Below are 13,348 nucleotides of genomic sequence, written 5' to 3' on the forward strand. Positions count from 1 at the left end.
GTTTACACAGTCGCATAAAGCGGGCGGGAGCCGTTGGGGAGGGAATAATGGGTCCGGAGACCGTCGAAGGTGCGGCGCTGCTGTCTGCAAGGCGAATTAGCAAATCTTTCAGCGGCGTGCAGGTGCTCTTCAGCGTCAATTTCGACCTTCGCGCCGGCGAAATCCATGCGCTGATGGGCGAAAACGGCGCCGGCAAATCCACCCTCGTCAAGATCCTTTCCGGTTTCGAAGAGCCAAGCTCCGGCGAAATCCTGCTCGACGGCGAACCTGTGAAGCTGCCGCCCAATGGTGCCGCAGAGGCGCTCGGCATCGTCATCATTCACCAAGAATTCAATCTCGCCGAACATTTGACCGTCACCGAGAGCCTGTTTCTCGGCCGCGAAGTCACGCGTTTCGGGGTGCTCGACCGCAAGTATATGCGCGCCGAGGCGCGGCGCGTCCTTAATCTCCTCGGCTCGCATGTCGACGTGAATGCGCAGATCAACACGCTGTCGATCGCCGACAAGCAGATGGTAGAGATCGCCAAGGCGATCAGCCGCAATGCGCGGATCGTATTCATGGATGAACCGACCGCGGTGCTATCGCGCGAGGAGATCAACTTCCTGTTCAAGCAGGGTGCGCAAGCTTCGCGACCAGGGAACGAGCTTCGTCTTCGTTTCCCATAAGCTCGACGAAGTCATGGAGCTGACCGACCGGGTGACGGTGCTGCGCGACGGCCAATGGGTGAAGACCTCGCCTACCTCGATCCTCGACGGCGAAACGATCGCTCAATTGATGGTCGGGCGGGAGCTCTCCAGCCTTTATCCCGCCAAGAACGAGCCCGATGTCGACGAAGAGGTCGTCCTCAGCGTCAATTCCGTGTCGACCCACTATGTCCGCGATGCCAGTTTCGAGGTCCGGAGAGGGGAGATCCTCGGGTTTTCCGGCTTGATCGGATCCGGCCGTACCGAGCTTATGGAGGCGATCATGGGTTTGCGCTCGCGCGCATCGGGGGAAGTCACGGTCAACGGTCAGTCCGTGCCTCCGCACGACGTTCATGCCGCAAATCGCGCTGGCTTGGCCTACATGACCAAGGACCGCAAGTCCAAGGGACTGCTTCTCAACTCCGGCATGGTCGCCAACCTTACGCTGCAATCCTTGGACAAGCATGGCCGGTTCGGCTATTTGAGCGCTGCGAGCGAAGCCTCTGCGATGGCAAGGGCCCGGCGCCGCTTCGACATCCGCGTCAGGGACGGCAATATCATTGCCGGCCGCATGTCCGGCGGCAACCAGCAGAAATTGCTACTGGCGAAAGTCATGGAGATCGAGCCGCAGATCATCATCATCGACGAGCCGACCCGCGGCATCGATGTCGGCACCAAGCAGCAGATCTATCATTTTATTTCGGCACTGGCCCGCGATGGTCATTCAATCATCGTGGTTTCTTCGGAGATGCCGGAGGTGATCGGACTTTGCACGCGTATCGCCGTGATGCGCGAAGGTCGGATCGTCGGCATTCTGGAGGGCGATGAGATCTCGGAACAGGAAATCATGCGCTACGCGGCGGGATTGAAAAAAAAGATTGCTGCCTGACCAGGCGAAATAATCCGGTCGAGGCGTAGCGGCGAATTCCCAGGGACAATGGGACGGGAGGTTGGTTTTGAACATGAGTATAAGCGAGGAAAGCAGCGAAAGGGAAAGCCGGCGCCGTTCCTGGCGCGATGTCGATCTTCGGGCGGTCGCGCCCTTCGCGGCGCTGGCGTTGCTTCTCGTGGTCGGGGCGCTGGTCAATCCGAATTTCATCGGCATCACGAACCTTGCCAATGTTGCGACGAGAAGCGCTTTCATTGCCATCATTGCCGTGGGCGCGACCTTCGTGATTTCGGCGGGTGACTTGGACCTTTCCGTGGGGTCGATGGTCGCTTTCGTCGCCAGCCTGATGATCCTGTTCATGAATTCCGGCGCGATCGCCGATCCGGCGCTGATGCTGACGGCTGCCATCGTGCTCACGATCGTGATCGGGGCGTCATGCGGCCTTGCGAACGGTCTCATCACCACCGTTGGTAAGATCGAGCCTTTCATCGCAACGCTCGGCACCATGGGCGTTTATCGCGGTTTGACCACCTGGCTTTCGCAGGGCGGCGCCATCACGCTGCGCGAGCCCGAGCTGCAGTCACTCTATCGCCCGGCCTATTTCGGCTCCATCCTTGGCGTGCCGGTTCCGATCGCCGTGATCCTTGCCGTCACCGGCGTTGCAGCCTTCGTCCTCTACCGTACCCGCTATGGGCGGCATGTCGTGGCGGTCGGCTCCAGCAGCGATGTGGCGCGTTATTCCGGTATCGCCGTCAATCGCGTGCGCACCATCGCCTTCGTCATCCAGGGCCTGTGCGTCGCCATCGCCGTGCTTCTCTACGTGCCGCGGCTTGGCTCGACCTCGGCGACGACGGGCATCCTTTGGGAACTGCAGGCGATCACCGCCGTGGTTGTCGGCGGCACGGCGCTCAAGGGTGGCGCGGGCCGGGTCTGGGGCACGATCTGCGGCGCCTTCATTCTCGAACTCGTCGGCAACATCATGCTGCTTTCGAATTTCATCAGCGAATACCTGATCGGCGCCATCCAGGGGGCGATCATCATCATCGCCATGCTGGTTCAGCGGTCGCTGGTGCGTAAATCGTGAATAGCCGGGTTTATGGGTCGCCCGGTCCTCGATCGACTAGGCCCAGTCATTATTTGGGAGAGAGAAAAATGCGTAAAAAAATTTTGGGGCTGGCCGTCGCCGCCATGGCGGTCCTCACGGGCGTCTCGTATGCCCAGGACAAGAAGGTAACGATTGGCGTTTCCATTCCGGCAGCCGACCATGGCTGGACGGCTGGCGTCGTCTTCCATGCAGAGCGCGTGGCAAAGCTGCTGATGGCCGAACATCCGGGCCTGAACGTCATCGTCAAGACCTCGCCAGATGCCGCAAGCCAGGCAAACGCCGTGCAGGATCTTGCGACACAAGGCATTGATGCCCTGGTCATCCTGCCGTCGGATCCGGATCCGCTCGTCAACGCCATCAAGGAAATCAAGGACGCCGGCAAGTTCGTGGCGCTCGTCGACCGTGCGCCGAGCAACAACGATGATTCCGTTCGCGACCTCTACGTCGCCGGCAACAACCCGGCGCTCGGCGAAGTCGCCGGCAAGTACATCAAGGAAAACACGCCGGATGCAGAGGTGGTCGTCATCCGCGGCCTGCCGATCCCGATCGACCAGCAGCGCCAGGACGGCTTCGACAAGGGCATCGCCGGTTCGAACGTCAAGGTTCTTGACCGCCAGTACGGCAACTGGAACCGCGACGACGCCTTCAAGGTCATGCAGGACTATCTGACGAAGTACCAGAAGATCGACGTCGTATGGTGCCAGGACGACGACATGGCCGTCGGTGTGCTGCAGGCCATCGAGCAGGCCAAGCGTACGGACATCCAGTACGTTATCGCCGGCGCCGGCTCCAAGGACATGGTCAAGAAGGTCATGGACGGCGACAAGCTGATCCCCGTCGACGTTCTCTATCCGCCGGCGATGGTCGCCACGGCGATGGAAATGACGGCAGCAAATTTCTACGATCAGGTTCCGGTGCGCGGTACCTATATCCTCGACGCGACGCTCATCACCAAGGATAACGCCAAGGACTTCTACTTCGCGGATTCTCCGTTCTGATCTTCCGACTGCAATGCGCCCATTCGCAAGGATGGACGCATTTTCTTTGCTTGCGCACGCGCTGCGGTCAAGAATGCGGCACGTACCTCTTGCGGCCTCCAGACAGGCATGATTAGTTCGCTTCAGATTTTCGGCTTTTCAGCTGCATCTGCGCAAGGGCGTGGGCGCCTTGCTCCCGCCAAGCCGCGTGCTGGAAGTCATCATAAACGTTTACGGTCGATCATCAGGGAGGATTCTGATATGAGGACGATCAAAGGGCCCGGCCTATTCCTCGGGCAGTTTGCGGGCGATGCCGCGCCTTTCAATTCATGGGATGCGATCACCAAATGGGCAGCTGATATCGGCTACAAGGGCGTGCAGGTTCCGACCTGGGCCGGTCAGTTGATCGATCTGAAGAAGGCTGCCAGCTCCAAGGATTACTGCGACGAATTCGCCGGCAAGGCGCGGGAAAACGGTATCGAGATCACCGAGCTTTCGACCCACCTGCAAGGCCAGCTGGTGGCCGTGCATCCTGCCTATGACGAGGCCTTTGACGGCTTTGCCGCACCGGAAGTGCGCGGCAATGCGAAGGCGCGGCAGGAATGGGCGGTCGAGCAGGTGAAGATGGCGCTGACGGCCTCCAAGCACCTCGGCATCAAGGCACATGCGACCTTTTCAGGAGCGCTTGCCTGGCCCTTCATCTACCCGTGGCCGCAGCGTCCGGCCGGTCTTGTCGAAACGGCCTTTGACGAGCTTGCCCGCCGCTGGAAGCCGATCCTCGACCATGCCGACTCGTGCGGCGTCGACGTCTGCTATGAAATCCATCCCGGCGAGGATTTGCATGATGGCGTCACCTACGAGATGTTCCTGGAGCGGGTCGGCAACCATCCGCGCGCCAACATGCTCTACGATCCATCGCACTATGTCCTGCAGTGCCTCGACTATCTCGACAACATCGACATCTACAAGGATCGCATCAAGATGTTCCACGTCAAGGATGCGGAGTTCAATCCAACCGGGCGTCAGGGCGTCTATGGCGGATATCAGGGCTGGGTCGATCGCGCTGGCCGCTTCCGCTCGCTCGGCGACGGCCAGGTGGATTTCGGCGCCGTCTTCTCGAAAATGACGGCCAACAATTTCGACGGCTGGGCCGTTGTCGAATGGGAATGCGCGCTGAAGCATCCGGAAGACGGTGCGCGTGAGGGTGCTGAGTTCGTCAAAGCACACATCATCCGCGTCACGGAGAAGGCCTTCGACGATTTTGCCGGCAGCGGTACGGACCAGGCGGCGAACCGCCGCATGCTCGGGCTCTGAGCCTTGCTCCTTTCTTCTCCCTGCGGGAAGAAGATGTCCGAAGGACAGATGAGGGGGCGCAGCGGAGCGACGTCTTGAGCACACAGCGAAAGACTACGTCCGCCGCACCCCCTCATCCGGCTACCGCGGCACCGTCGGCAAACAATCATTTCTTTGGAGGAACCTATGGCAATTGAAGGATCAACGGAACAGGCGCGCGAGCCGCGCATCCGCCTCGGAATGGTCGGCGGCGGAGCGGGTGCTTTCATCGGCGCCGTGCATCGCATAGCGGCTCGCATCGACGATCAATACGAGCTCATCGCAGGTGCGCTGTCGTCGACGCCGGAAAAGGCGATCGCATCGGGCCGCGATCTCGGCCTCCACCCGTCGCGCACCTACGCGAGCTACCGGGAGATGGCGATCCGTGAGGCGAAGCTTAAGAACGGCATCGAGGCGGTCTCGATCGTCACGCCGAACCATGTTCACTACGATGCCGCCAAGGAATTCCTGCGCCGGGGCATCCACGTCATCTGCGATAAGCCGCTGACATCCAATCTTGCCGATGCCAAAAGACTGAAGAAGGTCGCCAACGAGAGCGGCGCGCTGTTCATCCTGACGCACAATTACACCGGCTATCCGATGGTCCGTCAGGCGCGCGAGATGATTGCCAATGGCGAACTCGGCGATATCCGCATCGTGCAGGCCGAATATCCACAGGACTGGCTGACAGAGCCTGTCGAGCAGAGCGGTGCCAAGCAGGCCGTCTGGCGCACCGACCCGGCGCAGTCGGGCGCAGGTGGTTCGACCGGCGATATCGGCACGCATGCCTATAACCTTGCCTCCTTCATCACCGGCCTCGAGCTCGATAGTCTCGCGGCCGATCTCGATAGTTTCGTCGAAGGCCGTCGCCTGGACGATAACGCTCACGTGCTTCTGCGCTTCAAGGCAAAAGGCAAGGAGAAGCCGGCCAAGGGCATGCTCTGGTGCAGCCAGGTGGCTCCCGGCCATGAGAATGGGCTGAAGATCCGCGTCTACGGCACCAAGGGCGGCTTCGAGTGGGTGCAGGCTGACCCCAACTATCTCTGGTACACGCCGTTCGGCGAGCCGAAGCGGCTGATTACCCGCAACGGCGCGGGTTCCGGTGCCGCCGCTGCCCGCGTCTCACGCATTCCGTCCGGCCATCCGGAAGGCTACCTCGAAGCCTTCGCGACGATCTACACGGAAGCGGCGCATGCAATCAATGCGCACAAGAAAGACAAAGCGGTCGCCAAGGCCGTGGTCTATCCGACCGTCGATGACGGCGTGAAGGGCGTTGCCTTTGTCGAGGCCTGCGTTGCTTCGTCGAAGCGGAATGGGGCTTGGGTCAAGGTCTGATAACCAGGTCTTGGGCGAGCCCCTCATCCGGCTGACGCCACCTTCTCCCCGCGAGCGGGGAGAAGGGTATGTGTCGCATCGCTTCATTAGAACGTGCGCTTGCGTGAGAGACGTTCCCTCGCCCGGTTTGCGGGGAGAAGTTAGCGTGAGGGGCGGCGCCTAGTCTGGCTATACCCGTTAGGTCCGCTATTCGTCTGCAACGTTGCAGGATTGACATTTCCACTCTGTACAACGCCGGTTCCTTTGGCTAAACCGCCGCTCGAACGACCAGTCCAGTACCAGACGGGGTTTTCAGATGATCGAGGCTAAGACACTCGCCGCCCGCTTTCCGGGCGATTTCACCTTTGGCGTCGCAACGGCTGCCTTCCAGATCGAAGGTGCCAGTAAAGCGGATGGGCGCAAGGCGTCGATCTGGGATGCCTTCTGCAACATGCCGGGTCGTGTCTATAACCGCCATAATGGCGATGTTGCCTGCGATCATTACAACCGGCTCGAACAGGACCTTGACCTGATCAAGGACATGGGTGTCGAGGCCTATCGCTTCTCGATCGCCTGGCCGCGCATCATTCCGGATGGTACCGGGCCTGTGAATGAAGCCGGCCTCGATTTCTACGACCGCCTCGTCGACGGTTGCAAGGCGCGTGGCATCAAGACCTTCGCGACGCTTTATCATTGGGACCTGCCGCTGCTGTTGGCAGGCGACGGCGGCTGGACGGCGCGCTCCACGGCCTACGCTTTTCAGCGCTACGCAAAGACCGTCATGGCGCGTCTCGGCGACCGGCTCGACAGCGTCGCGACCTTCAACGAACCATGGTGCATCGTCTGGCTCAGCCATCTCTACGGCATCCATGCGCCGGGCGAGCGCAACATGCAGGCAGCGCTTCACGCCATGCACTACATGAACCTTGCGCACGGACTTGGCGTCGAGGCGATCCGCGCCGAGGCGCCGAAGGTACCAGCCGGCCTGGTGCTGAATGCGATGCCCGTCATTCCGGGATCGCAGAGCAAGGCGGATATTGCAGCCGGCGAACGCGCGCATCAGTTCCACAACGGCGCTTTTTTCGATCCGGTCTTCAAGGGCGAGTATCCGAGCGAGTTCGTGGAAGCGCTCGGCGACCGCATGCCCATCATCGAAGATGGAGACATGAAGATCATCAGCCAGAAGCTCGATTGGTGGGGTCTCAACTACTACACGCCGCTGCGTGTTGCCGACGACCCGGCGAAGAACGGCGATTTCCCCTGGACGGCCGAAGCGCCGCGTGCCAGCGACGTGAAGACAGATATCGGCTGGGAGGTTTATGCGCCCGGCCTCAAGCACGTTGTCGAAGACCTCTATCGTCGCTATGAACTGCCGGAATGCTACATCACCGAAAACGGCGCCTGCTACAACATGGATGTGGTCAACGGCGAGGTCGATGACCAGCCGCGCCTCGATTATTACAGCGATCACTTGGCGGTCGTTGCCGACCTCATCAAGGACGGCTACCCGATGCGCGGTTACTTCGCCTGGAGCCTGATGGACAACTTCGAATGGGCGGAAGGCTACAAGATGCGTTTCGGCCTCGTGCATGTCGATTACGACACCCAGGTCCGCACCGTGAAGAAGAGCGGCAAGTGGTACCGGCAACTGGCAAGCCAGTTTCCGGCGGGCAATCACAAAGCGGGTTGAATACCCTCCGCCTCTTGATGAGAAGGCCCGAAAGGCCGTATGGGAGACCCGTCCTCCTTGCTGTTCGTCGTTCGGTCGTTCGCTCCTTTCGTCGCTCACCCCCACCGCCTCGCTGACGCTTGGGCACTTCTCCCCGCTGGGGAGAAGAAGCAAGCGGCGCGCGTTTCGTGAACCAGACAATTGCACAATGGGTGGTTTTTTGCCGCGCTGACCGATTCAAAGAAAAAATCTCTCTGTCAATCGCGACTGGAACTCCGCCATAAAGCATTACATCCCTGCGCATGGCAGCCATGCGCCGATCAAATTGAATCTTCCGGTTGTGCGATGATAAAGACTGCCTCTCTGTTCCGAATGCGTTGCCGAATGCCGGCCTGACCAGACGCGCCGCGTCCCCAGCCATTCAGCGATTGCGGACTTTTTTGAACATCGAGAGCATCCATGCATTCCGACTCTTCAAGCGCGGCCAATGCCGCAAATACCGTCCTCTTCGAAGACGTATCGAAACGCTTCGGCGCCGAGAACAAATCGTTTACCGCACTTGATGCGGTCGATTTCGCCGTCGCACGCGGCTCCATTACTGGCATCATCGGGCGTTCCGGCGCCGGCAAGTCGACGCTGATCCGTCTTGTCAACGGCTTGGAACGTCCAACGAGCGGCAAGGTCATCGTCGATGGCGTCAACGTTCCCGATCTGGACGAGGCTGGCCTGCGTGCGCTCCGCCGTTCGGTCGGCATGATCTTCCAGCATTTCAACCTTTTGTCCTCGCGCACCGCCTTCGGCAATGTGGCGCTGCCCCTGGAAATCGCTGGTTTCGACAGGGACGCCATTCGCACGCGCGTCGAGCCGCTGCTCGATCTCGTCGGGCTTTCCGACAAACGAGACCGCTATCCGGCAGAGCTTTCCGGTGGCCAGAAACAGCGCGTCGGCATTGCCCGCGCGCTCGCCACGCAGCCGAAGCTTTTGCTTTCCGATGAAGCGACCTCCGCGCTCGATCCAGAGACAACCCAGTCGATCCTCGATCTCGTGAAGCGCATCAATGCAGAGTTGGGGCTTACGGTGCTTCTGATTACCCACGAGATGGAGGTCGTCAAAGCCGTGACCAGCGACGTTGCGGTGATCGACAAGGGTATCATCGTCGAGCGCGGCCGCACCTTCGATGTCTTCACCCGGCCGCAACATCCGACGACGCGCGCATTGCTTTCCGGTTTGCCGGGCTCGAAGCTTCCGGCAGCGCTCGCAGCCGGCCTGCGGCCGCACAAGACACAGGGCGGTCGCGTTGCCGTGCGCATCACGTTCTTCGGGCGCACTGCGGAACAGCCGCTGATCTCGCAGCTTATCCAGACGTTGGGTTCGGATATCAACATCATCGCCGGAACGGTCGACGAGATCGGCGGCGAACCCTACGGCTCGCTTATCATCGCCTATGCAGCGGATGATGCGACTTCCGCGAAAGCGGATGAATTCTTCAAGGCGAACGGTCTCGTTGCGGAGGTGCTCGGCTATGTCTACTGATCTTCTGCTTCTCATCGGCAAGGCAACGCTCGATACGCTGCGCATGGTGGCGATCGCCGGCTTCATCGGCTCGCTGATCGGGTTGCCGATCGGCGTGTTCCTGGCGACTAGCGGCCGCGGCGAGCTCTTTCCGGCGCCTTCCGTGAATCGCGTCGTTGGACTGATCGTCAACGCGACGCGCTCGACACCTTTCATCATCCTCGTCGTCGCGATCATCCCTTTCACGCGCCTCGTCACCGGCACGTCGATCGGCACCAAGGCAGCGATCGTACCGTTGACGATCGCAACCATTCCGTTCTTCGCGCGACTCGTCGAAGCCGCCATTCGCGACGTCGACAAGGGCCTGATCGAAGCCGCCCGCGCCATGGGCGCGACCCCGATGCAGATCGTGCGCAAGGTGCTTCTTGCCGAAGCGCGTCCGGCGCTGACACTGGCGCTCACGATGACGCTGGTCAGCCTCATTGGCTATTCGGCGATGGTCGGCGCCGTGGGCGGCGGTGGGCTCGGCGATCTCGGCATCCGCTATGGCTACCAGCGCTTCATGCCGGATGTGATGCTGGTCGTCGTCATCGTCCTGATACTGCTCGTCCAGGCCGTGCAGAGCGTCGGCGATGCGCTTGCCCGCCGCTTCGACAAGCGATCCCGCAAGAATTGATCGAATTGCCCTATAACCCAAGGAGAGAAAACCGATGAAGAAAATCATCCTCGCGGCCGCCTTCGCAGCGGCCTTTGCGACTGCTGCCGCGGCCGAAACCATCAAGATTGGCGTGACGCCGGGTCCGCATGCACAGATCATGGAGAAGGTGAAGGAAGTTGCAGCGCCCAAGGGCCTCGACATCGAGATTCTGGAATTTTCCGACTATGTCGTGCCGAACCAGGCGCTTGCCGATGGCGAGTTGAACGCCAACTCGTTCCAGCACAAGCCCTATCTCGACAACCAGGTCGCCGATCGCGGCTTCAGGATCATTGACGTCGCCTATACAGTCAACTTCCCGATGGGCGTCTATTCCAAGAAGGTGAAGAGCCTGGAGGAACTCGCTGATGGTGCTACCGTGGCGATCCCCAACGACCCGACCAATGGCGGCCGTGCTCTGCTGATCCTCGCCGATAAGGGACTGATCAAGCTGAAGGATGGCGCGAGCCTGAAGGTCGGACCTGCCGATGTCACGGAAAATGCCAAGAATCTGAAGTTCGCCGAACTCGATGCCGCCCAGCTGCCGCGTTCGCTGGACGATGTAGATGCCGCTGTTATCAACACCAACTACGCGTTGGAAGCCGGCCTTGATCCCTCGAAGGATCCGATTGCCCGCGAAGGCGAAAAGGCGCCCTATGTCAATATTCTGGCGGTCAACGAGAAGGACAAGGATCAGCCTTGGGTGAAGACGCTGGTCGAAGCCTATCACAGCGATGCGGTGAAGCAGTTCATCGCCGATACTTTCAAGGGCTCGGTCATCGCAGGCTGGTAAGCGGCGGCCAAAACCGTTATGAAATCAAGCCCTTCCCGTTCCGCGGGGAGGGTATTTCAATGCCCAGTGATTTTCATGGAGAAAAATCACCCGGATGAAGCCTTGTACCGTTTGCTTTAACCGTTTTTGAAGCCTTGACTGGCAAAGTCCCCCGTTATCGGGGAGTAATGTATGCCTGCGTTCTTTAGGCAAAAAAATCAGGCTTCGGGGATCGGCCGCCACGCGACTGTTACGGGTGTGCTTTTTTCCTTTGCGGTTATGGTCGCGGTCGTTACCGTCATGGTGCTGACGGCGCTGTCGCGCGTCACCGATAACGCCAATATTCTCGACGACGAACGTTCGCGTGAAACCACGGCCGGGGCGCTCAAGACATTCGAAGCGCAACTCGGCGCGACGCTGAACGACTATGCCGCCTGGGACGATGCGGCCGTCAATGTCTATGCCCCCGATGGCATGGCATGGACGATCAGCAACTACGGCGAAATGTCCTCCAACAGCGCCCTTTTCGACGTAGCGATCGTCATAGATGACGACAAGAAACCGCTGATGGTCTATCGCGACGGCCAGCCGATGGAGGGCGCGCTTGGCGATTTCTTTGCGCCATCGTTCTGGACGTTGTTCGACAAAGTGAAGGCCGCCGGGCTTGAATCACCGGAAGCCGTGGGTTTCGTCGGCACCAAGAGCGGCATCGCGGCAGTCGGCGTTGCGCTCGTGCGCGAAAAATCCGGCACGCTGAATGCACCTGCGGGGCAGCGCCGCTATCTGATTTTTGCCCGCCATCTGAACGACGAGACGATCAGGAGCCTCGGGGAGACCTATGTTATCCAGGGATTGAAGCTGGTGCCAGCTGCTTACGACGCGCAATATTCCGTGGCGATCGATGATGCCGCCGGCAAGGCGCTCGGCAAACTCGTATGGATTTCGCGTTCGCCGGGCGACATCAGCTATGCACAGGTGCGCCCGACGGTTGTGAAGGCACTCGGTCTCGTCGGGCTGTTCTTCGCTGGCCTGCTCGTGATCGGCTGGCTCGCCGGACGCCGGCTCAAGGCGGAGGAAAACAATGCCCGCGAGGATGCGCTCCGCGATCGCCTCAGCGGGCTGTCGAACCGTGAAGGCCTTGGGATTGCTGTCGATGACGTCGTTGCTAAGGCGAAGCAGACCGGTAAGAACGTACTGCTTCTCTATCTCGACCTCGACGGTTTTAAGGAAGTCAACGATAGCTACGGGCATGGCACCGGTGATCAGTTGATCCGCGCGGTGGCTGCCGGCCTCAAGGTGCTGATCCCAAAGGGCGCGGTTCTGGCGCGCATTGGCGGCGACGAATTCGCGATTGCTTTCCTGTCTGAAGGTGGCAACGCCGATGCCCTGCAGCTTTCGGAACAGATTCTGGATTTCCTGGCGGAGCCGCTGGAGATCGGCCGGCGCGTCGTCGTCATCGGCGCCAGCATTGGCATCGCGATGGCTGCTGGCGGGACGATCGGTCGCGAAGAATTGGTCCGCCGTGCTGATCTTGCGATGTACAAGGCCAAGGAAGCGGGCCGGGCCCGCATGACGCTTTACGATCCCGCGATGGATGCCGACCGCGAGGAGCGCAATGCGCTTGAACTGGATCTGCGCGTTGCGATCGAAAGCGGCGATCTGACGCTTGCCTATCAGCCGCTGATCGATGCCTCTACACATGAGATGAACGGCGTCGAAGCGCTGGTGCGCTGGAATCGTCCCGGCCACGGACCTGTATCGCCGGAAGTATTCATTCCGATCGCCGAAACCAGCGGGCTTATCGAGGCGCTCGGTCTCTTTGTGCTGCGCAAGGCCTGCGAGACCGCCAAGCAATGGCCGGAGCTGCGCGTTGCCGTAAACGTTTCCCCCGGCCAGTTCCGGAATCCGGCCTTTACCGACTATGTTCGCTATGTCCTGAAACAGACGGAGATCGAGGCGGAGCGTGTAACGCTGGAGATCACCGAAGGATACATGATCCAGAATCCGCAGCGAACCCGGCAATCGATCGAGCGGCTGAAGACGCTCGGCGTCAAGATCGCGCTCGATGATTTCGGCTCGGGCTTTTCGTCGATCGGCTATCTCCGCCAATTCGGTTTCGACCGCATCAAGATCGACCGTTCGCTTGTCGAGGGCGTGACCGAAAGCGACAGCCAGCGCGAGATGTTGCAGGCAACCGTCGCGCTTGCCCGCTCACTGGATATTCCGGTGACGGCCGAGGGTATCGAGACAGAAGAGCAGGCGCTCGCCGTTCGTCTCTTTGGTTGCGATTGCCTGCAGGGTTATTTCTTCAGCAAGCCGGTGCCGGCAGACAGGATCACCGAAATGCTTGAAGCACACCGTGCCCTGGACGCGATGCCGCGCCAGATAACCGCTGCCTGAA

9 protein-coding genes and 1 pseudogene are annotated in these 13,348 nt (G+C 60.4%); all 10 read left to right on the top strand.

Features of this window, described 5'->3' with window-relative positions:
- Nucleotides 1-47 precede the first annotated feature (47 nt).
- Nucleotides 48-1,572: pseudogene (locus ACZ9DP_RS16290) on the top strand (sugar ABC transporter ATP-binding protein).
- A 73-nt stretch (nucleotides 1,573-1,645) separates the two neighbouring features.
- Nucleotides 1,646-2,656, top strand: coding sequence for an ABC transporter permease (locus tag ACZ9DP_RS16295; protein WP_074069720.1), 1,011 nt, complete (start codon nucleotides 1,646-1,648; stop codon nucleotides 2,654-2,656).
- 68 nt (nucleotides 2,657-2,724) lie between these two features.
- Complete coding sequence (locus tag ACZ9DP_RS16300) at nucleotides 2,725-3,675, top strand: substrate-binding domain-containing protein (RefSeq protein ID WP_194728235.1); 951 nt, start codon at nucleotides 2,725-2,727, stop codon at nucleotides 3,673-3,675.
- 240 nt (nucleotides 3,676-3,915) lie between these two features.
- Complete coding sequence (locus ACZ9DP_RS16305) at nucleotides 3,916-4,968, top strand: sugar phosphate isomerase/epimerase family protein (protein ID WP_194728234.1); 1,053 nt, start codon at nucleotides 3,916-3,918, stop codon at nucleotides 4,966-4,968.
- A 165-nt stretch (nucleotides 4,969-5,133) separates the two neighbouring features.
- Nucleotides 5,134-6,321, top strand: a complete 1,188-nt coding sequence (locus ACZ9DP_RS16310; RefSeq protein ID WP_476202899.1) for a Gfo/Idh/MocA family protein — start codon at nucleotides 5,134-5,136, stop codon at nucleotides 6,319-6,321.
- A 295-nt stretch (nucleotides 6,322-6,616) separates the two neighbouring features.
- Nucleotides 6,617-7,990 carry a GH1 family beta-glucosidase gene (locus ACZ9DP_RS16315; protein ID WP_372432601.1) on the top strand — a complete coding sequence of 458 codons (1,374 nt, stop codon included), beginning with the start codon at nucleotides 6,617-6,619 and terminating at the stop codon, nucleotides 7,988-7,990.
- 438 nt (nucleotides 7,991-8,428) lie between these two features.
- Nucleotides 8,429-9,502, top strand: coding sequence for a methionine ABC transporter ATP-binding protein (locus ACZ9DP_RS16320; protein ID WP_476202900.1), 1,074 nt, complete (start codon nucleotides 8,429-8,431; stop codon nucleotides 9,500-9,502).
- Nucleotides 9,492-10,157, top strand: a complete 666-nt coding sequence (locus ACZ9DP_RS16325) for a methionine ABC transporter permease (RefSeq protein ID WP_476202901.1) — start codon at nucleotides 9,492-9,494, stop codon at nucleotides 10,155-10,157. The genes ACZ9DP_RS16320 and ACZ9DP_RS16325 overlap by 11 nt, the downstream gene beginning before the upstream one ends.
- Nucleotides 10,158-10,191: 34 nt before the next feature.
- The gene (locus ACZ9DP_RS16330; RefSeq protein WP_074069713.1) at nucleotides 10,192-10,968 is read left to right on the top strand and encodes a MetQ/NlpA family ABC transporter substrate-binding protein; all 777 of its coding nucleotides are present in this window, start codon (nucleotides 10,192-10,194) and stop codon (nucleotides 10,966-10,968) included.
- Nucleotides 10,969-11,139: 171 nt separating this feature from the next.
- Nucleotides 11,140-13,347 (top strand): bifunctional diguanylate cyclase/phosphodiesterase, encoded by a 2,208-nt coding sequence (locus tag ACZ9DP_RS16335; RefSeq protein WP_476202903.1) that lies wholly within the window; start codon nucleotides 11,140-11,142, stop codon nucleotides 13,345-13,347.
- Nucleotide 13,348 lies beyond the last annotated feature (1 nt).

Source organism: Rhizobium sp. USDA 4016 (assembly GCF_056279705.1).

Bases quoted from the DNA above. Each gene is read 5' to 3' on its own strand.
- ACZ9DP_RS16295 (WP_074069720.1), top strand. From the start codon at position 1,646: ATGAGTATAAGCGAGGAAAGCAGCGAAAGGGAAAGCCGGCGCCGTTCC.
- ACZ9DP_RS16330 (WP_074069713.1), top strand. From the start codon at position 10,192: ATGAAGAAAATCATCCTCGCGGCCGCCTTCGCAGCGGCCTTTGCGACT.
- ACZ9DP_RS16305 (WP_194728234.1), top strand. From the start codon at position 3,916: ATGAGGACGATCAAAGGGCCCGGCCTATTCCTCGGGCAGTTTGCGGGC.
- ACZ9DP_RS16320 (WP_476202900.1), top strand. From the start codon at position 8,429: ATGCATTCCGACTCTTCAAGCGCGGCCAATGCCGCAAATACCGTCCTC.
- ACZ9DP_RS16315 (WP_372432601.1), top strand. From the start codon at position 6,617: ATGATCGAGGCTAAGACACTCGCCGCCCGCTTTCCGGGCGATTTCACC.
- ACZ9DP_RS16300 (WP_194728235.1), top strand. From the start codon at position 2,725: ATGCGTAAAAAAATTTTGGGGCTGGCCGTCGCCGCCATGGCGGTCCTC.
- ACZ9DP_RS16310 (WP_476202899.1), top strand. From the start codon at position 5,134: ATGGCAATTGAAGGATCAACGGAACAGGCGCGCGAGCCGCGCATCCGC.
- ACZ9DP_RS16325 (WP_476202901.1), top strand. From the start codon at position 9,492: ATGTCTACTGATCTTCTGCTTCTCATCGGCAAGGCAACGCTCGATACG.
- ACZ9DP_RS16335 (WP_476202903.1), top strand. From the start codon at position 11,140: ATGCCTGCGTTCTTTAGGCAAAAAAATCAGGCTTCGGGGATCGGCCGC.